Here is a 19,748-nt window from a genome sequence, read left to right as displayed (position 1 = left end):
CAACAGGCAGCACTTTGCAGTGCTGCCTGTTGGCGTTTATCTTCTTCAATCTGCATCCAGGCCGGTTAGAAGCCGTATGAATAAAGAAAACATTTGCCTGGGAGGAGCGGCTTATTAAACCGCTTTTTGCCAAAGGCCCCTCATTGGGCGTGCGCCTGTTGGTGCTGGTCGTGCTTTCGGTCGCGCTGATGGTGGTCGATGCCCGCTTTGCGCTGCTTAAACCGGTGCGTAGCCAGATGTCGCTGGTGTTGATGCAGACTTACTGGATCACCGACCTGCCGCAACGTCTCTACCAGGGCGTGGCCAGCCAATTTGGCAGCCGCACCGAACTGGTCGCCGAGAACGAAAAACTCAAGACCGAAAACCTGCTGTTGCAGGGGCGCATGCAAAAGCTGGCGGCCCTCACCGAGCAGAACGTTCGGCTGCGCGAGTTGCTCAACTCTTCTGCGTTGGTCAACGAAAAGGTCGAAGTGGCCGAGTTGATCGGCATGGACCCGAACCCGTTTACCCATCGCATCATCATCAATAAAGGTGAGCGCGACGGCGTGGTCCTTGGCCAGCCAGTGCTCGATGCCCGTGGCCTGATGGGCCAGGTGGTGGAGCTTATGCCCTACACCTCGCGGGTATTGCTGCTGACGGACACCACCCACAGCATCCCGGTGCAGGTGAACCGTAACGGCTTACGGGCGATTGCCAGCGGCACCGGTAACCCCGAGCGCCTGGAATTGCGTCACGTGGCTGACACGGCTGATATCAAGGAAGGCGACCTGCTGGTCAGCTCCGGCCTCGGCCAGCGTTTCCCGGCCGGTTATCCGGTGGCGACGGTCAAGGAAGTAATCCACGACTCCGGCCAGCCGTTCGCCATTGTGCGTGCCGTGCCGACTGCCGCCTTGAACCGCAGCCGCTACCTGCTGCTGGTATTCAGCGATAACCGCACCCCGGAAGAACGCGCCAACGAAGCGGCCCAGGCCCAGGAAGCGGAAGACAAGAAAAACGGCACCACGCCGGTTATTCCTGCGACCGTCCCCAAGCCCGCCGCAACGACGCCGGCTGCTCCGGCGCCAACGCCTGCGACAGCGCCGGTGGCTACACCGGTCAAGCCTGCGGCCCACACTGCGCATCCGGCCAAACCGGCTGCCGCCAAACCGCCAGCCGCCACGCCTGCCACCACGACGCCTGCTGCGAAGCCACCGGCTGCAGCCCCGGCCACCACACGGCAGAGGGAGGAATAATGGCCGGTACTCATTCGCGCAATGGTTGGATCGTCTGGCTGACCTTCGCCATCGGCTTGCTGCTCAGCGTTTCGCCGCTGCCGCAGTTCATGGAAATCCTGCGTCCGCTCTGGCTGGCGTTGCTGCTGGCCTTCTGGTCGCTGAACCTGCCGCATAAAGTGGGCATGGTCACAGCGATGTTCCTGGGCTTGGCGGAGGATGTGCTCTACGGCACCTTGCTGGGCCAGAACGCGTTGATCCTGACCCTGATCACCTTCCTGGTGCTGTCGTTGCAGCAGCGTCTGCGCATGTTCCCGATGTGGCAGCAGTGCCTGGTGATCCTGGTGATATTCGGCCTGGCGCAGCTTGTACAGCTATGGCTCAGCGCCTTGACCGGCAACCGTCAGCCAACCTTGGCGTTGGTACTACCGGCCTTGGTCAGCGCGCTGCTGTGGCCTTGGATCAGTTTCGGCCTGCGTGGGTTACGTCGTCGCTATAAAATCAATTGAATGGATTGCGAGGCTCTGCCTGGTTATCGAACCCCACAGGGAGAGTCTGCAATGAATTCGCTTTACCTGGCCTCGGGCTCTCCGAGGCGGCGTGAACTGCTGACCCAGATCGGTGTGCCCTTCACCGTGGTCAGCGCCGCTATTGATGAAACCCCTCTTACAAAAGAACCCGCTGTGTCCTACGTCGAGCGCCTAGCGCGCGGCAAGGCAACGGCGGGTTTTGCTGTGCTCGAAAACACCGCCGAAGCGTGTGTGCTGGGTGCTGACACTGCTGTGATTGTGGATGGAAATATTCTCGGCAAACCGGTCGACCAGGCCGACGCGCTGGCGATGTTGATGGCATTGGCGGGGCGCGAGCATGAAGTGTTGACCGCCATTGCCCTCACCGATGGCCAGCGTTGTGAAACTGTTTGTGTAAGCAGTCGTGTACGGTTTCGCGGCATTTCTATCGAGGAAGCTACAACCTACTGGCACAGTGGCGAACCGCAGGACAAGGCGGGCGGCTATGCTATCCAAGGGTTGGGCTCGGTGTTTGTCGCCGGGCTCAATGGCAGTTATTCCGCCGTGGTAGGCCTGCCGGTGTGCGAAACCGCGCAACTGCTCGGCCAATTCGGCATACCCTGTTGGCAAAACCTTACCGCGCGCTGACCGCATTACCTGCGCGCCCAGCCTTAAGCGATCGGTCACTATTGTGAAAACGCCTGAACGAGACCCAGCCATGAGTGAAGAGATTCTGATCAACATCACGCCGATGGAATCACGCGTGGCGGTGGTAGAGAACGGTGTTCTGCAAGAAGTCCATGTCGAGCGCACCCAGAAGCGTGGGATTGTTGGCAACATCTACAAAGGCAAAGTGGTGCGCGTGCTGCCGGGGATGCAGGCGGCATTTGTCGACATCGGCCTGGACCGTGCGGCGTTTATCCATGCTTCGGAAATTTCCCTGCGTGAAGGGCCGGCGGTAGAAAGCATCAGCGCCCTGGTGCACGAAGGGCAGAGCCTGGTGGTGCAAGTCACCAAGGACCCCATCGGCTCCAAAGGCGCGCGCCTGACCACACAGCTGTCGATTCCGTCGCGTTATCTGGTGTACATGCCGCGCACTGCTCACGTTGGTATTTCCTTGAAGATCGAGGATGAGGGCGAGCGTGAGCGCCTGAAAAAAGTCGTCAGCGACTGCGTGGCCGCCGAAGGCATCAAAGAAGCCGGAGGGTTTATCCTGCGTACCGCCGCCGAAGGTGCCGGTGCGGACGAGATCCTCATGGACATCCGCTACCTGCGGCGCCTGTGGGACCAGATCGGCGCCCAGATCAAAACCATCGGCGCGCCCAGCGTGATCTACGAAGACCTCGGCCTGGCCCTGCGCACCCTGCGCGACCTGGTCAGCCCGAAGATTGAGAAAATTCGCATCGACTCGCGGGAAACCTTCCAGCGCACCACGCAATTTGTGGCCGAACTGATGCCGGAAATTGCCGACCGCCTGGAGCACTACCCCGGCGAGCGGCCGATCTTCGACCTGTACGGCGTTGAAGACGAAATCCAGAAAGCCTTGGAGCGCAAGGTGCCGCTCAAGTCCGGCGGCTACCTGGTGGTGGACCCGGCGGAAGCCATGACCACCATCGACGTCAACACCGGCGCGTTCGTGGGCCATCGCAACCTTGAAGAGACCATCTTCAAGACCAACCTCGAAGCGGCCACCGCGATCGCCCGCCAACTGCGCCTGCGCAACCTGGGCGGCATCATCATCATCGACTTCATCGACATGGAAGATGAAGAACACCAGCGCCAGGTGCTGCGTACCCTGGAGAAGCAGCTGGAGCGTGATCACGCCAAGACCAATATCATCGGCATCACCGAATTGGGCCTGGTGCAGATGACCCGCAAGCGTACCCGCGAAAGTCTTGAACAAGTGCTGTGCGAGCCGTGCAGCAGTTGCCAGGGGCGCGGCAAGTTGAAGACCCCGGAAACGGTTTGCTACGAGATTTTTCGGGAAATCTTACGAGAGGCGCGAGCCTACCAGGCCGAAGGTTATAGAGTGCTCGCCAACCAGAAAGTGGTCGACCGCCTGCTGGACGAAGAGTCCGGCAACGTTGCCGAACTGGAGGGTTTTATCGGGCGCACGATTCGCTTCCAGGTCGAAACCATGTATTCCCAGGAACAATACGACGTGGTGCTGCTCTGATCCCCATTCGCTTACTTTTTACTGCCTTGAGGGTCGCCTGACATGGAGCGTCTGATACGCTTTTTTGCCGCTTTGACCCGGTGGGGCCTGGGCTTGTGCGCCCTGGCGTTGGTGTTGGCGGCGGTGTACGTGAGCCTCGGTCGCGAATTGACCCCGCTGGTGGCCGAATACCGCGCCGAAATCGAAGCCAAAGCTCAGGCTGCGGTGGACATGCCCCTGCAGATCGGCAGCCTTGAAGGCCGCTGGACTGGCTTTGCCCCGGTGTTGATGGCCCATGACGTGATGGTCGGCGAGGGCAGCAGCGCACTGCGCCTGGACCAGGTTCAAGTGGTGCCAGATATGTGGGCCAGCCTGATGGCGCGCGAAGTGCGTATCGCCCATCTGGAAGTCAGCGGCCTGCAACTGAGTGTCAAGGAAGACAAGGACGGCCACTGGGCACTGCAAGGCTTGCCGGCGCAGGACGACCAGCCGTTGGACCCGGAGCAGGTGCTCAAGCGTATGCAGATGGTCAAGCGCGTGTCGCTGCTCGACAGTCAGATTACCTTGCAGCCTTTCGACCAGGCGCCGAAGACCCTGACCTATGTGGGCCTGAGCCTGCACACGGGCTTAACCCGCCAGCGCCTGGACGCACGCCTGACCCTGCCCGATGGCCAACCCCTGGCCGTGAGCTTGCGCACCCGCATTCGGGCCAATCAATGGAAAGACGGTGAAGTCCAGGCCTACCTGAGCCTGCCACAGAGCGATTGGGCCAAGTGGGTTCCGGCTAAGCTGACCCAGCAGTGGAAACTGACTCAATTCAAGGCCGGCGGCGAATTCTGGCTGACCTGGGCCAAGGGTACCGTGCAAAGCGCAGTGGTGCGCCTTAACGCGCCGCAAGTAAAGGGCAGTTACGCCGAGCGCAAGCCGGTCCATATTGAAAACCTTGCACTTACCGCCTACCTGCAACGCAGTGAGACGGGCCTCAAGGTCTTGTTTGATTCATTGGCCATGAACCTCGGGGAGACCCGCTGGGAATCGCACCTGCAATTGCAGCAAACCCTGGCCACCGACAAGGACCTGGAAATCTGGAAACTACAGGCCGACCGCCTGGACCTGACGCCGATCACGCCGCTGCTCAATGCGCTGGCGCCTTTGCCGGAAGGTTTTGCCAAGACCGTCGAACACCTCAAGGCCACCGGTGTGCTGCGCAATGTGTTGGTGGATTTTCGCCCACAAGACACCACCGACCAGAAGGTCAGTTTCGCCGCCAACCTGGAGCGTATCGGCTTTGACGCCTACTTTGGCGCACCGGCGGCGCGTAATGTCTCTGGCAGCATTAGCGGTGACCTGGGCCAGGGCGAGTTGCGCATGGACAGCAAGGATTTCTCCCTGCATCTGGACCCGATCTTCGCCAAGCCGTGGCAGTACATCCAGGCCAATGCGCGCCTGACGTGGAAGCTCGACAAAGAAGGCTTCACCCTGATCGCCCCGTATATCAAGGTGCTGGGTGAAGAAGGCAAGGTGGCTGCCGACTTCTTGATCCGCCTGCATTTTGATCATGCCCAGGAAGACTATATGGACCTGCGGGTCGGCATGGTTGATGGCGATGGGCGTTTCACACCCAAATACCTGCCGGCGGTGCTGAGCCCGGCATTGGACGAATGGCTTCGCACCGCGATTCTTAAAGGCGCGGTGGATCAGGGGTTTTTCCAGTACCAAGGCTCGCTGAACCACGATGCGCTGCCGGCTTCGCGCAATATCAGCCTGTTCTTCAAGGTGCATGACGCTGAGTTGGCGTTCCAGCCGGGCTGGCCCCATGTCAGCAAGGTCAAGGGCGAGGTGTTCGTCGAGGAGAGCGGTGTGCGCATCCTGGCCAGCAAGGGCCAGTTGCTCGATACCAAGGTCAAGGACATCTACGTCAACATTCCCCATGCGCCGGCGGGCAAGGACAGTCACTTGCTGCTGACCGGTGGTTTTGTCGGCGGCTTGGGTGATGGCTTGAAAATCCTGCAGGAAGCGCCGATTGGTACGGCATCGACCTTTGCTGGCTGGAAAGGCGAGGGCGACCTGCAAGGCAGCCTGGACCTGGATATTCCGTTGGCCAAGGGGACCGAGCCGAAAATCGTCGTGGACTTCAAGACCGACAAATCGCGCCTGCAACTGGCCGAGCCGACACTGGACCTGACCCAGCTGAAAGGCGACTTCCGCTTTGACAGCGCCAAGGGGCTCAGCGGCCAGAACATCACGGCCCAGGCGTTTGATCGGCCGATCACTGCGCAGATTGCTGCCGATGGCAAGCCGGGCAAGATCAGCACCCGGGTGACAGCCAAGGGTCAGGTGACGGTCAAGCGGCTCACGGATTGGTTGAAAATTACTCAGCCGTTGCCGGTGTCCGGTGATATTCCGTACCAGTTGCAGCTGAACCTGGACGGCGCCGACAGCCAATTGATGGTCAGCTCCAACCTCAAGGGCGTGGCGGTAGACTTGCCCGCGCCGTTCGGCATGCCGGCCAGCCAGGGGCGTGACAGTGTGTTCCGCATGACCCTGCAGGGCGCCGAGCGTCGTTACTGGTTCGATTATGGCGAGCTGGCCAACTTCACCTTTGCCGCGCCGCCGGACAAGTTCAATGACGGGCGTGGCGAGCTGTTCCTCGGTGATGGCGACGCGTTGCTGCCGACCGGTAAGGGCTTGCGCATTCGCGGGGTGTTGTCGGAGCTGGATATCGACCCCTGGAAGAAACTGGTGGACCGTTACGCCGGTAATGACCCGGGTGGCAGCGCCAAGCAGTTGCTCAGCGGCGCCGACTTCAAGGTGGGCAAGCTGACCGGTTTTGGCACCCAGTTCGATCAGGTCAACCTGCAACTGGACCGCAAGCCTGCGGCCTGGGGGCTGCAACTCGACAGCCAGCAAGCCAAAGGCTCGGTCAACCTGCCGGACGCCAAGGGCGCGCCGATTGTGGTCAGCCTGCAATACGTGAAGTTGCCGGCAGTGGACCCGACCGTACAGGCCGATGAAAACGCGCCGGACCCATTGGCCAACATCGACCCCAAGGATATACCGGCGCTGGATATCGCTATCAATCAGCTGTTCCAAGGCCCGGACCTGGTGGGCGCATGGTCGCTGAAACTGCGGCCAACCGCCAAGGGCCTGGCCTTCAACGACCTGGATCTGGGGCTCAAGGGCATGCAGCTCAAGGGTGCCGGCGGTTGGGAAGGTGCGGCGGGTGACACCAGCAGTTGGTACAAGGGCCGCCTGGACGGCAAAAATATTGGCGATGTGCTCAAGGGATGGGGGTATGCGCCCACCGTCACCAGCCAGGACTTCCACTTGGATGTGGACGGCCGCTGGCCTGGCTCGCCGGCCTATGTCGGGCCGAAGCGTTTTTCCGGCAGCCTGGATGCCGCGTTCCGTAATGGTCAGTTTGTCGAAGTGGAGGGCGGTGCGCAGGCCTTGCGCGTATTCGGTTTGCTGAACTTCAATTCCATCGGGCGTCGTTTGCGTCTGGACTTCTCGGACTTGCTCGGCAAGGGTCTGAGCTATGACCGGGTCAAAGGGGTGTTGGCGGCCAGTAATGGCGTGTTTGTCACCCGTGAGCCGATCACCATGACCGGGCCTTCGACCAACCTGGAGCTTAACGGTACCCTGGATATGGTGGCTGACCGCGTGGACGCCAAATTGCTGGTGACGCTGCCGGTCACCAACAACCTGCCGATTGCCGCGCTGATCGTCGGGGCGCCGGCGATTGGCGGTGCGTTGTTCCTGATCGACAAGCTGATCGGGGACCGTATCGCGCGTTTCGCCAGCGTGCAGTACAAGGTGGAAGGCCCCTGGAAGGACCCGAAAATCACGTTCGACAAGCCATTTGAAAAACCAAACTGATAGCCTGTGGAGTAGCATGGCCCCATGCCCTTTACGGAGTGTAGGCCCATGTCCTTTGCGGTAATTCAAATGGTCAGCCAGAGCGATGTGCTGGCCAACCTGGCCCAGGCCCGGCGTCTGCTGGAGGAAGCGGCAGCGGGTGGCGCACGACTTGCCGTATTACCGGAAAACTTCGCCGCCATGGGTCGTCGCGACGTAGCCGATATAGGCCGTGCCGAAGCGCTGGGCGAAGGCCCGATCCTGCCATGGTTGAAACAGACCGCCCGCGACCTCACCTTATGGATAGTGGCCGGCACGTTGCCGCTGCCGCCAGAGGGCCAACCGCACGCCAAGTCCAATGCCTGTTCGTTGCTGGTTGATGATCGCGGTGAGATCGTTGCCCGTTACGACAAGCTGCACCTGTTCGACGTCGATGTAGCTGACACGCGCGGTCGTTATCGCGAATCCGACGACTATGCTTTCGGGGGCAACGTGGTGGTGGCGGACACGCCAGTGGGGCGATTGGGCCTGACGGTGTGTTACGACCTGCGCTTCCCTGAGTTGTACAGCGAGCTGCGCGCAGCGGGCGCTGAGCTGATTACCGCACCCTCGGCCTTTACGGCGGTGACCGGTGCAGCCCATTGGGACGTACTGATTCGCGCCCGTGCTATCGAAACCCAGTGCTACCTGCTGGCGGCCGCCCAGGGTGGCGTGCATCCGGGACCACGGGAAACCCATGGCCATGCGGCGATTGTCGACCCGTGGGGGCGTGTGCTGGCACAACAGGATCAAGGCGAAGCGGTGTTGTTGGCCGAACGCGATAGCAGTGAACAAGCGTCGATAAGGGCGCGCATGCCGGTGGTCAACCATCGGCGCTTTTTCTCGCAGGGCGCACAGCGGCCTGCTTCAGAACGATGAATTTAAGGCCAAACCTATGAGCGAGTTGTTGTCCTCAGTCAGTGAACACCTCCTGGCACCCGGTGGCGTGACCATCGAAAGTTTGCAAACCGTGCTGGGCGATCTCGCCGGGCCAGGCATCGACGCGGCCGACCTGTATTTCCAGGGGCAGATTTCCGAGTCCTGGGCGCTGGAAGACGGCATCGTCAAGGAAGGCAGTTTCAACCTTGACCAGGGTGTGGGCGTGCGTGCGCAGTCCGGTGAAAAAACTGGTTTTGCCTACAGCAATGCAATCACGCTGGAAGCCTTGGGCCTGGCGGCACGTGCTGCGCGTTCGATCTCCCGCGCCGGCCAGAACGGCACAGTGCAGGCGTTCAGCACCCAGGATGTCGCGCAGTTGTACGCGCCGGATAACCCACTGGAAGTGATCAGCCGCGCTGAGAAGGTCGAGTTGCTCAAGCGTGTCGACGCCGCTACCCGCGCCCTTGACCCGCGTATCCAGCAGGTCACCGTGAGCATGGCCGGTGTGTGGGAGCGCATTCTGGTGGCGTCCACCGATGGCGGCCTTGCGGCCGATGTGCGGCCACTGGTGCGCTTCAACGTCAGTGTGATCGTTGAGCAGAACGGCCGTCGCGAGCGCGGTGGCCATGGTGGTGGCGGGCGTACCGACTACCGCTATTTCCTCGCCGAAGACCGCGCCATGGGCTATGCCCGCGAGGCGCTGCGCCAGGCGTTGGTCAACTTGGAGGCTATCCCGGCGCCTGCTGGTACCTTGCCGGTGGTGTTGGGCTCGGGCTGGTCCGGGGTGTTGCTGCACGAAGCGGTGGGCCATGGCCTGGAAGGCGATTTCAACCGCAAGGGCAGCTCGGCCTATAGCGGGCGCATGGGCGAGATGGTTGCGTCCAAGCTGTGCACCATTGTCGATGACGGCACCCTGGCCGGTCGCCGTGGCTCGCTGAGTGTGGATGACGAAGGCACACCGACCGAGTGCACCACCCTGATCGAAAACGGCGTGCTCAAGGGCTACATGCAGGACAAGCTCAATGCGCGCCTGATGGGCGTGGCACGTACCGGCAACGGTCGCCGTGAATCCTACGCACACCTGCCGATGCCGCGCATGACCAACACCTACATGCTCGGTGGTGAAAGTGACCCGGCGGAAATCATCGCCTCGGTAAAACGCGGGATCTACTGCGCCAACCTCGGCGGCGGTCAGGTGGATATCACCAGCGGCAAGTTCGTGTTCTCCACCAGCGAGGCGTACTTGATCGAAGACGGCAAGATTACCGCGCCGGTCAAAGGGGCGACGTTGATCGGCAACGGGCCGGAGGCCATGAGCAAGGTGTCGATGGTCGGTAACGACCTGTCGCTGGACAGCGGCGTGGGCACGTGCGGGAAAGACGGGCAGTCGGTGCCGGTGGGTGTCGGCCAGCCAACGCTGAAGATTGATGCGATCACCGTGGGAGGCACGGGTTCGTAAGAAATGTGGAGCTTCGGGTGGCGAAGATCGCCACCCGGGGAAGAGGATCAGCGCAGGCCGCGTTGAGTCTCGTCCAGCTCACGGATGTACTTGAAGATTTTACGGCTGGTGGCTGGCGCCTTGTTATGGGCCAGCTCGTGCTGGGCCTGACGGATCAGGGAGCGCAGTTGTTGGCGGTCCGCGTCCGGGTAGTCCATCACGAATTTCTCCAGCACGGCGTCATCGCCCGCGATCAGGCGGTCACGCCAACGCTCCAGGTTATGGAAGCGTTCGTTGTACTGGCGAGTGGAGGCATCGGTTTGATCGAGCAAGGTCAGAATGGCGTCAATGTCTTGGTCGCGCATCAGTTTGCCGATAAACGAGATGTGCCGCTTACGCGCGATATTCGCCGTGTGCTTGGGCGCATCTGCCAAGGCCCGGCGCATTTCGTCGGTCAACGGCAGTTTTGCAATCAAATCTTTTTTGAGCGTTGTAAGGCGCTCGCCGAGGTCAACCAGAGCATGCAGCTCACGTTTGACCTGGGTTTTGCTTTTCTCCCCATCGAGGGAGTCGTCGTAAGAATCAACCATGGTGGCAGTCCGCAAAGAAACGCCGCCATGATAACCAGTCGGGGGCCGCTTGTCCGGCCCGGTCGCTCGATGGCCTTAACCGAAAGCAGAATTTGAGTGGAGAAAACCATGAGTGCAGCCCAAAGCGTCGGTCCGCAAGCGTTACCGGCACTGCAGGAACAAGTCGAGCAGATCCTTGCCGAGGCCAAGCGCCAGGGGGCCAGCGCCTGTGAAGTAGCGGTGTCGCTGGAGCAAGGGCTGTCGACTTCGGTGCGTCAGCGGGAAGTGGAAACCGTCGAATTCAACCGCGACCAGGGCTTTGGCATCACGTTGTACGTGGGCCAGCGCAAAGGTTCGGCCAGCACCTCGGCCAGCGGCCCGGAGGCGATCCGCGAGACGGTCGCCGCCGCGCTGGCGATTGCCAAGCACACCTCCGAAGACGAAAGCTCGGGTTTGGCCGACAAGGCGCTGATGGCCAAGGACTTGAAAGATTTTGATCTGTTCCACGCGTGGGACATCACGCCCGAACAAGCCATCGAAAAGGCGCTGCTCTGTGAAGCGGCTGCGTTCGACGCCGATACCCGCATCAAGAATGCAGATGGCACCACGTTGAGCACACATCAGGGGTGTCGTGTGTATGGCAACAGCCATGGGTTTATCGGCGGTTATGCGTCCACGCGCCACAGCTTGAGCTGCGTGATGATCGCTGAAGCCAATGGCCAGATGCAGCGCGATTACTGGTACGACGTAAACCGCCAGGGCGAGTTGCTCGCGGACCCGGCCAGCATCGGCCAGCGCGCTGCGCAACGTGCCGCGAGCCGTTTGGGCGCGCGCCCGGTGCCGACCTGCGAAGTGCCGGTACTGTTTTCGGCGGAGCTGGCTGGCGGTTTGTTCGGTAGTTTCCTGGGGGCGATTTCCGGCGGTAATTTGTACCGCAAATCATCGTTCCTCGAAGGTGCGATTGGCCAGAAACTGTTCCCCGAGTGGCTGACCCTCGACGAGCGCCCGCACCTGATGCGCGCCATGGGCAGTTCGGCGTTCGACGGGGATGGCCTGGCGACCTACGCCAAACCGTTTGTCGAAAATGGTGAATTGGTGTCCTACGTCCTGGGTACTTACTCCGGCCGTAAACTCGGCCTGCCGAGCACGGCCAACTCGGGTGGTGTGCACAACTTATTCGTGACCCATGGCGATGAAGACCAGGCTGCATTGCTGCGTCGCATGGGGCGCGGGCTGTTGGTGACCGAATTGATGGGCCATGGCCTGAATATGGTCACCGGTGACTACTCCCGTGGTGCGGCGGGTTTCTGGGTAGAAAATGGCGAGATCCAATTCGCCGTCCAGGAAGTGACCATCGCCGGCAACATGCGCGATATGTTCAAGCAGATCGTTGCAGTGGGTAATGACCTGGAGCTGCGCAGCAACATTCGCACAGGTTCGGTACTGATCGAGCGAATGACTGTCGCGGGCAGCTGATCCCCCACCGCTTCACCAATAAAGGCGCGCTATCTCACAGATGGCGCGCCTTTTTTTATGGCTGTGTCGCAGGGGAATTAACCTTTTGGCGTTGCGTTGATTCTCAATATCATTTAATAATAAATATCATTACCGAATGAGTGTGGATCATGAGTTCTGTCCTGCACGAGGATCCTTATCTGGAGAGCTGGCGCTGGATGAGTCGCCAGATACGGTGCGGCCTCAACCCCAACGAGCCGCGCCTGATCGAACATTACCTCAATGAGGGCCGATACTTGGCGTGCTGCACCGCGACCCATCCGTGGACGATCGCTGAAACCTCATTCCGTCTGCTGCTCGACACCGCCAGCGATATCGCACTGCCCTGGCATTGGCGCTCCATGTGCCTGGACCAAGCCTGGCGCCCCCTGCGTGACCTGGAAAAACTCTCCCACTGCGCCTGCCGCCTCAAACGGTGGCAGTCCTTTGCGTGGCGATTGGCGACCTGCGAATTGCTCCCTTCAATCTCTGTTTCTGACCTGGTGCAAGGATCTTCTGATGAGTAACACCCGTATCGAACGCGACAGCATGGGCGAACTGCAAGTACCGGCCGAGGCCCTGTACGGCGCACAAACCCAGCGCGCGGTGAACAACTTCCCGATCAGCCACCAACGCATGCCCGCGCAATTCATTCGCGCCCTGATCCTGGCCAAGGCCGCTGCGGCCAAGGTCAACGTCGACCTCAAACAGATCAGCGAAGGGCAGGGCAAGGCCATTGTCGATGCGGCCCAAGGCCTGCTGGACGGTGACTTCATGCAGCACTTCCCGGTGGATATCTTCCAGACCGGCTCCGGCACCAGTTCCAACATGAACGCCAACGAAGTGATTGCAACCCTGGCCAGCCGATTGCTGGGCGAGGCGGTCAACCCTAATGACCACGTGAACTGTGGTCAGAGCAGCAACGACATCATCCCGACCACCATCCATGTCAGCGCTGCGCTGGTGTTGCACGAACAAACGCTGCCGGCCCTGCTGCACCTGGTGTCGGTGATCGAGCGCAAAGCCGTAGAAGTCCACCCGTTCATCAAGACCGGCCGCACGCACCTGATGGACGCCATGCCGGTACGCATGAGCCAGGTCCTCAACGGTTGGGCCGAGCAACTCAAGGCCAACATCAGTCACCTGCAGGACCTGCTGCCGAGCTTGCAGTCCCTGGCCCAGGGCGGGACTGCGGTCGGTACCGGGATCAATGCGCATCCTGAATTCGCTGCACGTTTCAGCCAACAACTGAGCAGCCTGACGGACGTGAAATTCACGCCGGGCAAGAACCTGTTTGCGCTGATCGGCTCCCAAGACACCGCCGTCGCGGTTTCCGGCCAGTTGAAAGCCGTTGCCGTGTCGCTGATGAAAATCGCCAACGACCTGCGCTGGATGAACTCCGGTCCCTTGGCTGGCCTGGGTGAAATCGAGTTGGAAGGCCTGCAGCCGGGCTCCTCGATCATGCCTGGCAAGGTCAACCCGGTGATCCCGGAAGCGACTGCCATGGTGGCGGCGCAAGTCATTGGCAATGACACAGTGATCACCGTTGCCGGCCAATCGGGCAACTTCGAGCTGAACGTGATGCTGCCGATCATCGCCCAGAACCTGCTCAGCAGCCTGGAGTTGCTGGCCAACTCCAGTCGCTTGCTGGCAGACAAGGCCATCGCCAGCTTCAAGGTCAACGAAGCCAAGCTCAAGGAAGCGCTGTCGCGCAACCCGATCCTGGTCACTGCGCTCAACCCGATCATTGGCTACCAAAACGCCGCTGAAATCGCCAAGAAGGCCTATCAGCAAGGGCGACCGGTAATTGACGTTGCACTTGAACACACGGACTTGCCGCGCAGCCAACTGGAAGTCCTGCTGGACCCGGAAAAGCTCACGGCTGGCGGCGTGTAATCACCGAACCTGCTTTGGAGGCTCACCATGGAGCACTGGAAACGCACGATCGAACGGGCCAATCGCTGCTTTATGGCGGGCGAGTTGGTAGACGCTCGCGAGGCCTATTTGCAAGCCCTGGCCCTGGCTCAAGTGTTGTTCGAACGCTGGGCGGATGCCGACGAAGCGGTGGCGGCTTGCGTGATTTCCCATCACAACCTGGCGGACCTGCACCTGCGCCTGAACCAGCCTGAAGAAAGCGCGGAATACCTCTGCGCCATCCACCAGCGCCTGTTGCAGACCATGCAGGACCCGCGCCTTAGCCCGCAATTGCGCGAGGCGGCGCTGCGCCAGAGCAGCAAGACCTACGTCGAACTATTGAACTTCATCAGCGATCACGGCGAGTACCCACGTACCCATCGCCTGCTGGGCGATGCCGCGCCGCAACCGACCACTCCTCATTACGGAGCACATTGATATGTCCTACACCTTGCCTGCCTTGCCTTACGCCTACGATGCCCTGGAACCGCACATCGATGCGCAAACCATGGAAATCCACTACACCAAGCACCACCAGACCTACATCAACAACCTCAATGCTGCGGTCGAGGGCACCGAGTTTGCCGGCTGGCCGGTGGAAAAGTTGGTATCCAGCGTCCAACAACTGCCGGAAAAACTGCGCGCCGCCGTTATCAACCAAGGTGGCGGGCATGCCAACCATTCGTTGTTCTGGGCGGTGATGTCGCCTAAAGGCGGCGGCAAGCCCGAGGGTGCGTTGGGTAAAGCCATCGACGAGCAACTGGGTGGTTTCGACAGTTTCAAGGAAGCTTTCACCAAGGCTGCGTTGACCCGTTTCGGCAGCGGTTGGGCTTGGCTGAGCGTGACCCCGCAAAAAAACCTGGTGGTCGAAAGCAGCGGTAACCAGGACAGCCCGCTGATGGGCGGCAACACGCCGATTCTTGGCCTGGATGTCTGGGAACACGCCTACTACCTGCTGTACCAGAATCGTCGGCCGGAATACATCAATGCCTTCTACAGTGTCGTCAACTGGCCGGAAGTCGCCGCGCGCTACCAGGCCGCGTTGGCCTGATATTCACCCTATAACAAGATCTAAGGCCGACTATGGGCACTGAAACACTGGCGATCAGCAGCGGACGAATGTTTCGCTATGCGTTTGGCTCGCTGTTGCTAATGGCAGGTACTGCATTGCTGGTGGCCCACGGGCTGGACTGGCTGAACCTTGAGCCGCGTATCCTGCGCGCCCTACAAGGTGGGGCGATTTGCGCGCTCGGCACGGCGCTGGGCGCAGTACCGGTGCTGGTGATTCGGCGGATGCCGGTGGCGCTGAGCGATACCTTGCTGGGTTTCGGTGCAGGGGTGATGCTGGCGGCGACGGCGTTTTCGCTGATCGTGCCGGGCATTGCCGCAGCCGAGAGCCTGGGGCTGTCGCCTTGGGGCGCCAGCGGCCTGATCAGCTTTGGCATCATGTCGGGTGCGTTCGGGTTGTATCTGGTGGATCGCAAGGTCTCTGGTGCCAGCCCGGAAATGCTGGTGGGTACGCCGGACAATCCGGTGATTCCGCCGCGCATCTGGCTGTTCGTGTTCGCCATCATTGCCCACAACATTCCGGAAGGTATGGCGGTGGGTGTTTCGGCGGGCGGCGGCATGCCCGACGCAGATAGCCTGGCCATGGGCATTGCCTTGCAGGACGTGCCCGAAGGTCTTGTAATCGCGTTGGTATTGGCCGGGGCGGGTATGTCCCGGGTCAAAGCCTTCTTGATCGGTGCCGCCTCAGGCCTGGTAGAGCCAGTATTTGCGGTACTTTGCGCTTGGCTGGTAAGCCTGGCCGAGGTGTTGTTACCCCTGGGGTTGGCTTTGGCGGCGGGGGCGATGCTGCTGGTGGTGACTCACGAAGTGATCCCCGAATCACGGCGCAATGGCCACGAGAAACTCGCCAGCCTGGGCCTGTGCATTGGGTTTTGTTTGATGATGGTGATGGATACCGCGCTGGGGTGAAGTCATTGCGACTTTACACCCGTCTCAAGGGGTGAGTTTACTCACCCTCATCAAAGAAGTTATTGATCAGCGCTACAAGCGCGTCCATCGCCTCCTGCTCTTGCTCGCCTTCGGTCTTCAAATGAATCCTGGTGCCCTTGCCAGCTGCCAGCATCATCATGGCCATGATGCTCTTGCCATCGACCATGGACTCCGGTGTGCGCCCGGCCCGGATCTGGCAAGGAAACTTCCCGGCAACGCCAACGAATTTGGCCGAGGCGCGGGCATGCAGGCCCAGCTTGTTGATGATTTCAATTTCCAGAGCGGGCATCGCGGGGGTGTTCCTTTCAGCTAAGGTCGCGGTGGCGGACCTGGACGTTCTTGAGGGTTTGTTGCAGCACCTGGCCCAGGCGTTCGGTCAGGTAGACAGAGCGGTGATGGCCGCCGGTGCAGCCAATAGCGATGGTGACATAAGCTCGGTTGCTTGCGGCAAAGCGCGGTAGCCATTTGAGCAGGTAGGTAGAAATGTCCTGGAACATCTCCTCCACATCCGGCTGCGCCGCCAGGTACTCCGCCACAGGCTGATCCAGCCCGGACTGGTCACGCAGCTCCGGCTTCCAGTAGGGGTTGGGCAGGCAACGCACATCAAACACCAGGTCGGCGTCCACCGGCATGCCACGTTTGAAGCCAAAGGACTCCACCAGGAACGCCGTGCCAGGCTCCGGCTGGTTCAGCAGGCGCAGCTTGATAGCGTCGCGAAGCTGGTACAGGTTGAGGCTGGTGGTGTTGATCTTGAGGTCGGCGAGGTCAATGATCGGCCCCAGCAGCTTGCTTTCATCTTCGATGGCTTCGGCCAGGGAGCGATGGGGGCTGCTGAGGGGATGACGTCGACGGGTCTCGGAGAAGCGCTTGAGCAAGGTCTCTTCGTCGGCGTCCAGGTACAGCACATCACAGTGAATATGCTTGGCACGCACTTCCTCGAGCAATTGCGGGAAGCGCTCAAGGTGGCTGGGCAGGTTACGGGCATCAATCGAAACGGCCACCAGGGGCTGGGCCAGTTCGGTGTGGATCAGCGCGCGTTCCGCCAATTCCGGCAACAGGCCGGCGGGCAGGTTGTCGATGCAATAGAAACCATTGTCCTCAAGAACATTGAGGGCGGTGCTTTTACCCGAGCCGGAGCGGCCGCTGACGATGATCAAACGCATGATTACTGCCCGTTCTGTTCATCCAGGACAACCTGGTACAACGCCTCATTGCTACTGGCGCTGCGCAGTTTGTCGCGTACTTCCTTGCGGTCGAGCATGCTGGCGATCTGCCGGAGCAGTTCCAGGTGCGCATCGGTGGCGGCCTGCGGGACCAGCAGTACAAACAGCAGGTCTACAGGGGCACCGTCGATGGCATCGAAATCGATGGGGGCTTCCAGGTGTAGCAACGCACTGACGGGCGTCTCGCAACCTTTGAGGCGGCAGTGAGGGATGGCGATACCGTTGCCAAAACCGGTTGAGCCGAGTTTTTCGCGGGCAATCAGCGCGTCGAACACATCTTGCATCTCCAGATCCGGCACTTCGCGCGCGATCAGGTTGGCAATTTGTTCGAGGGCTTTCTTTTTACTGCCGCCCGGCACGTTCACAAGAGAACGGCCGGGGGTCAGGATGGTTTCAAGTCGAATCATGGGTGGGGAGTGTTAGCGGCCTGTGCCCTGGAGAAGGCTCTGCTGCTTTTCCTTATGCTTTTTAAGTTGGCGGTCAAGCTTGTCAGTCAAGGCATCGATGGATGCATACATGTCTTCATGCTCGGCATTGGCGACTACTTCGCCACCGGGAATCTGTAGGGTCGCTTCGATTTTTTGCTGAAGCTTGTCGACCTTCATGATCACTTGCACATTGGTGATCTTGTCAAAATGACCCTCAAGCCGTTTTAGCTTCTGCTCGACGTATTCGCGCAGGGGAGGGGTGACTTCTACATGGTGTCCACTGATGTTGACTTGCATACAGCTTCTCCTTCGTTGCCAGTGCATAAAGCGGCAGGCAAAAGCGCCTGCCACTGGAACGCTGTGGCCCGCCCGTCACATCAAACGCTTGCGCTCGCTGGAAGGCGCGATCCCAAGGGATTCGCGGTACTTGGCGACGGTTCGACGGGCGACCTGAATGCCTTGTGCCTCCAGTAAACCAGCGATCTTGCTGTCACTCAACGGCTTTTTCTGATTTTCCGCGGCAACCAGTTTTTTGATGATCGCGCGAATCGCCGTGGACGAGCATTCGCCGCCTTCGGAGGTGCTGACATGGCTTGAGAAAAAGTATTTCAGCTCATATATGCCCCGTGGGGTGTGCATGAACTTTTGCGTGGTTACGCGGGAAATCGTCGATTCGTGCATACCGACCGCCTCGGCGATGTCATGCAAAACCAGCGGTTTCATGGCTTCGTCGCCGTATTCCAGGAAGCCGCGCTGATGCTCGACGATCTGGGTGGCTACTTTCATCAGGGTTTCGTTGCGGCTTTGCAGGCTCTTGATAAACCAGCGGGCTTCCTGCAACTGGTTGCGCATGAAGGTGTTGTCGGCGCTGGTGTCCGCGCGGCGTACAAACCCTGCGTATTGAGGGTTGACCCGCAGGCGCGGTACCGATTCCTGGTTCAGCTCCACCAGCCAACGCTCGTTGTCCTTGCGCACGATCACGTCAGGCACCACGTATTCGGCTTCGCTGGACTCGATCTGGGAGCCTGGGCGCGGGTTGAGGCTCTGCACCAGCTCGATGACCTGGCGCAGGTCGTCTTCCTTGAGCTTCATGCGGCGCATCAGTTGGCTGTAGTCGCGGCTGCCCAGCAGGTCGATGTAGTCGGTGACCAGGCGCTGGGCCTCGGCGAGCCAAGGTGTCTTGGCGGGCAGTTGGCGCAATTGCAGCAGCAGGCACTCGCTGAGGCTGCGGGCTCCGATGCCGGCGGGCTCGAACTGCTGGATGCGGTGCAGGACGGCTTCGATTTCGTCCAGTTCGATGTCCAGTTCCGGGTCGAAGGCTTCGAGGATTTCTTCGAGCGTCTCGTCCAGGTAGCCCTGGTTGTTGATGCAGTCGATCAAGGTCACGGCGATCAAGCGATCGGTGTCCGACATCGGTGCCAGGTTCAGTTGCCACAGCAGATGGCTTTGCAGGCTCTCGCCGGCAGAGGTGCGGGTGGTGAAGTCCCACTCGTCATCGTCATTGCTGGGCAGGCTGCTGGCGCTGGTCTGGTAGACGTCTTCCCAGGCGGTATCGACGGGAAGTTCGTTGGGAATACGTTCGTTCCATTCGCCTTCCTCAAGGTTGTCCACCGTCGGGGCGGTTTCCTGATAGGAGGGTTCCTGCACGTCGGAATTGGGTTTTTGCTCGATGTTGTCGGCAAGCGGGTCCGCATTATCGAAGTCGTCGCCTTCTTCCTGGCGTTCGAGCATCGGATTGGACTCCAGGGCCTCCTGGATTTCCTGTTGCAGGTCCAGGGTCGACAATTGGAGCAGGCGGATGGCCTGTTGCAGCTGCGGTGTCATCGTCAGCTGCTGGCCCATTCTCAGGACTAGCGATGGTTTCATGGCAGGGGCTTAACACCTTATTCGCCGGCGCAATGCGCCATCCACGACAGGGCGCGTGAGCGCCAAACATAAGCAAATTATATGCCTGATGTCGGGGGCTTTGCCTAGAGCGCGGTAACAATAAAAATCCGGAGGTTTCTATTGATTCCCGCGCACCTTGGCAAACA

The 19,748-nt window shown here is 60.4% G+C and carries 19 protein-coding genes; 13 read left to right on the top strand and 6 right to left on the bottom strand.

Going from position 1 to position 19,748, the window contains the following annotated elements; translation table 11 throughout:
• Nucleotides 1–113 precede the first annotated feature (113 nt).
• The 7 genes from mreC (at nucleotide 114) to tldD (ending at nucleotide 10,110) form a co-directional block, all read left to right on the top strand.
• Nucleotides 114–1,232 carry a rod shape-determining protein MreC gene (gene mreC / locus ACLD1Y_RS17450; protein ID WP_429479270.1) on the top strand — a complete coding sequence of 373 codons (1,119 nt, stop codon included), beginning with the start codon at nucleotides 114–116 and terminating at the stop codon, nucleotides 1,230–1,232.
• Nucleotides 1,232–1,720: a rod shape-determining protein MreD gene (gene mreD / locus ACLD1Y_RS17445; RefSeq protein ID WP_003171788.1), complete on the top strand. Its 489-nt coding sequence runs from the start codon at nucleotides 1,232–1,234 to the stop codon at nucleotides 1,718–1,720. Before mreC ends, mreD begins: the two co-directional genes overlap by 1 nt.
• Nucleotides 1,721–1,771: 51 nt before the next feature.
• Complete coding sequence (locus ACLD1Y_RS17440; protein WP_429479123.1) at nucleotides 1,772–2,368, top strand: Maf family protein; 597 nt, start codon at nucleotides 1,772–1,774, stop codon at nucleotides 2,366–2,368.
• Between the two features lie 70 nt (nucleotides 2,369–2,438).
• Entirely contained in the window at nucleotides 2,439–3,896 is a 1,458-nt protein-coding gene (gene rng / locus ACLD1Y_RS17435) for a ribonuclease G (RefSeq protein ID WP_003171790.1), read from the top strand.
• A 42-nt stretch (nucleotides 3,897–3,938) separates the two neighbouring features.
• On the top strand, nucleotides 3,939–7,754 hold the full coding sequence (locus tag ACLD1Y_RS17430; RefSeq protein ID WP_429479122.1) for a YhdP family protein: 3,816 nt from the start codon (nucleotides 3,939–3,941) through the stop codon (nucleotides 7,752–7,754).
• 48 nt (nucleotides 7,755–7,802) lie between these two features.
• Complete coding sequence (locus ACLD1Y_RS17425; protein WP_429479121.1) at nucleotides 7,803–8,651, top strand: carbon-nitrogen hydrolase family protein; 849 nt, start codon at nucleotides 7,803–7,805, stop codon at nucleotides 8,649–8,651.
• A gap of 16 nt (nucleotides 8,652–8,667) precedes the next feature.
• A complete protein-coding gene (tldD, locus tag ACLD1Y_RS17420) occupies nucleotides 8,668–10,110 on the top strand; it encodes a metalloprotease TldD (RefSeq protein ID WP_017529090.1) in 1,443 nt (480 codons plus the stop codon).
• Between the two features lie 47 nt (nucleotides 10,111–10,157).
• On the opposite strand, the gene yjgA is transcribed toward tldD, so the two are convergent.
• Nucleotides 10,158–10,679, bottom strand: coding sequence for a ribosome biogenesis factor YjgA (gene yjgA / locus ACLD1Y_RS17415; protein WP_105520889.1), 522 nt, complete (start codon nucleotides 10,677–10,679; stop codon nucleotides 10,158–10,160).
• Nucleotides 10,680–10,787: 108 nt separating this feature from the next.
• Here yjgA and pmbA point away from each other — a divergent pair, with 108 nt between their 5' ends.
• The 6 genes from pmbA to ACLD1Y_RS17385 all read left to right on the top strand — a co-directional run bounded on the left by pmbA (nucleotide 10,788) and on the right by ACLD1Y_RS17385 (nucleotide 16,043).
• Entirely contained in the window at nucleotides 10,788–12,134 is a 1,347-nt protein-coding gene (gene pmbA / locus ACLD1Y_RS17410) for a metalloprotease PmbA (protein ID WP_429479120.1), read from the top strand.
• A 149-nt stretch (nucleotides 12,135–12,283) separates the two neighbouring features.
• Nucleotides 12,284–12,679, top strand: coding sequence for a FagA protein (locus ACLD1Y_RS17405; protein WP_429479119.1), 396 nt, complete (start codon nucleotides 12,284–12,286; stop codon nucleotides 12,677–12,679).
• On the top strand, nucleotides 12,672–14,048 hold the full coding sequence (locus tag ACLD1Y_RS17400) for a class II fumarate hydratase (RefSeq protein ID WP_429479118.1): 1,377 nt from the start codon (nucleotides 12,672–12,674) through the stop codon (nucleotides 14,046–14,048). Before ACLD1Y_RS17405 ends, ACLD1Y_RS17400 begins: the two co-directional genes overlap by 8 nt.
• Nucleotides 14,049–14,075: 27 nt before the next feature.
• Nucleotides 14,076–14,504 (top strand): hypothetical protein, encoded by a 429-nt coding sequence (locus tag ACLD1Y_RS17395; RefSeq protein WP_429479117.1) that lies wholly within the window; start codon nucleotides 14,076–14,078, stop codon nucleotides 14,502–14,504.
• 1 nt (nucleotide 14,505) lies between these two features.
• A complete protein-coding gene (locus ACLD1Y_RS17390; RefSeq protein ID WP_429479116.1) occupies nucleotides 14,506–15,117 on the top strand; it encodes a superoxide dismutase in 612 nt (203 codons plus the stop codon).
• Between the two features lie 32 nt (nucleotides 15,118–15,149).
• A complete protein-coding gene (locus ACLD1Y_RS17385) occupies nucleotides 15,150–16,043 on the top strand; it encodes a ZIP family metal transporter (RefSeq protein WP_429479115.1) in 894 nt (297 codons plus the stop codon).
• Nucleotides 16,044–16,080: 37 nt separating this feature from the next.
• On the opposite strand, the gene ACLD1Y_RS17380 is transcribed toward ACLD1Y_RS17385, so the two are convergent.
• From ACLD1Y_RS17380 to ACLD1Y_RS17360, 5 genes are all read right to left on the bottom strand, one after another.
• Complete coding sequence (locus tag ACLD1Y_RS17380) at nucleotides 16,081–16,353, bottom strand: HPr family phosphocarrier protein (protein ID WP_429479114.1); 273 nt, start codon at nucleotides 16,351–16,353, stop codon at nucleotides 16,081–16,083.
• 16 nt (nucleotides 16,354–16,369) lie between these two features.
• The gene (gene rapZ / locus ACLD1Y_RS17375; RefSeq protein ID WP_429479113.1) at nucleotides 16,370–17,227 is read right to left on the bottom strand and encodes an RNase adapter RapZ; all 858 of its coding nucleotides are present in this window, start codon (nucleotides 17,225–17,227) and stop codon (nucleotides 16,370–16,372) included.
• 2 nt (nucleotides 17,228–17,229) lie between these two features.
• Nucleotides 17,230–17,694 (bottom strand): PTS IIA-like nitrogen regulatory protein PtsN, encoded by a 465-nt coding sequence (gene ptsN, locus ACLD1Y_RS17370; protein ID WP_061435337.1) that lies wholly within the window; start codon nucleotides 17,692–17,694, stop codon nucleotides 17,230–17,232.
• A 12-nt stretch (nucleotides 17,695–17,706) separates the two neighbouring features.
• Nucleotides 17,707–18,012, bottom strand: coding sequence for a ribosome hibernation-promoting factor, HPF/YfiA family (gene hpf / locus ACLD1Y_RS17365; protein WP_017138237.1), 306 nt, complete (start codon nucleotides 18,010–18,012; stop codon nucleotides 17,707–17,709).
• A gap of 75 nt (nucleotides 18,013–18,087) precedes the next feature.
• On the bottom strand, nucleotides 18,088–19,581 hold the full coding sequence (locus ACLD1Y_RS17360) for an RNA polymerase factor sigma-54 (RefSeq protein WP_194936762.1): 1,494 nt from the start codon (nucleotides 19,579–19,581) through the stop codon (nucleotides 18,088–18,090).
• Between the last annotated feature and the right edge of the window lie 167 nt (nucleotides 19,582–19,748).

The sequence above is a fragment of the Pseudomonas sp. 18175 genome, assembly GCF_050432925.1.
Classification (GTDB): Bacteria; Pseudomonadota; Gammaproteobacteria; order Pseudomonadales; family Pseudomonadaceae; genus Aquipseudomonas.
The sequence above is the reverse complement of the archived record's forward strand: the minus strand, read 5'-3'. Positions and strand labels throughout refer to the sequence as shown.

Coding starts and splice junctions, on each gene's coding strand:
- mreD (WP_003171788.1), top strand. CDS start 1,232: ATGGCCGGTACTCATTCGCGCAATGGTTGGATCGTCTGGCTGACCTTC.
- ACLD1Y_RS17440 (WP_429479123.1), top strand. CDS start 1,772: ATGAATTCGCTTTACCTGGCCTCGGGCTCTCCGAGGCGGCGTGAACTG.
- rng (WP_003171790.1), top strand. CDS start 2,439: ATGAGTGAAGAGATTCTGATCAACATCACGCCGATGGAATCACGCGTG.
- ACLD1Y_RS17430 (WP_429479122.1), top strand. CDS start 3,939: ATGGAGCGTCTGATACGCTTTTTTGCCGCTTTGACCCGGTGGGGCCTG.
- ACLD1Y_RS17425 (WP_429479121.1), top strand. CDS start 7,803: ATGTCCTTTGCGGTAATTCAAATGGTCAGCCAGAGCGATGTGCTGGCC.
- tldD (WP_017529090.1), top strand. CDS start 8,668: ATGAGCGAGTTGTTGTCCTCAGTCAGTGAACACCTCCTGGCACCCGGT.
- yjgA (WP_105520889.1), bottom strand. CDS start 10,679: ATGGTTGATTCTTACGACGACTCCCTCGATGGGGAGAAAAGCAAAACC.
- pmbA (WP_429479120.1), top strand. CDS start 10,788: ATGAGTGCAGCCCAAAGCGTCGGTCCGCAAGCGTTACCGGCACTGCAG.
- ACLD1Y_RS17405 (WP_429479119.1), top strand. CDS start 12,284: ATGAGTTCTGTCCTGCACGAGGATCCTTATCTGGAGAGCTGGCGCTGG.
- ACLD1Y_RS17400 (WP_429479118.1), top strand. CDS start 12,672: ATGAGTAACACCCGTATCGAACGCGACAGCATGGGCGAACTGCAAGTA.
- ACLD1Y_RS17395 (WP_429479117.1), top strand. CDS start 14,076: ATGGAGCACTGGAAACGCACGATCGAACGGGCCAATCGCTGCTTTATG.
- ACLD1Y_RS17390 (WP_429479116.1), top strand. CDS start 14,506: ATGTCCTACACCTTGCCTGCCTTGCCTTACGCCTACGATGCCCTGGAA.
- ACLD1Y_RS17385 (WP_429479115.1), top strand. CDS start 15,150: ATGGGCACTGAAACACTGGCGATCAGCAGCGGACGAATGTTTCGCTAT.
- ACLD1Y_RS17380 (WP_429479114.1), bottom strand. CDS start 16,353: ATGCCCGCTCTGGAAATTGAAATCATCAACAAGCTGGGCCTGCATGCC.
- rapZ (WP_429479113.1), bottom strand. CDS start 17,227: ATGCGTTTGATCATCGTCAGCGGCCGCTCCGGCTCGGGTAAAAGCACC.
- ptsN (WP_061435337.1), bottom strand. CDS start 17,694: ATGATTCGACTTGAAACCATCCTGACCCCCGGCCGTTCTCTTGTGAAC.
- hpf (WP_017138237.1), bottom strand. CDS start 18,012: ATGCAAGTCAACATCAGTGGACACCATGTAGAAGTCACCCCTCCCCTG.
- ACLD1Y_RS17360 (WP_194936762.1), bottom strand. CDS start 19,581: ATGAAACCATCGCTAGTCCTGAGAATGGGCCAGCAGCTGACGATGACA.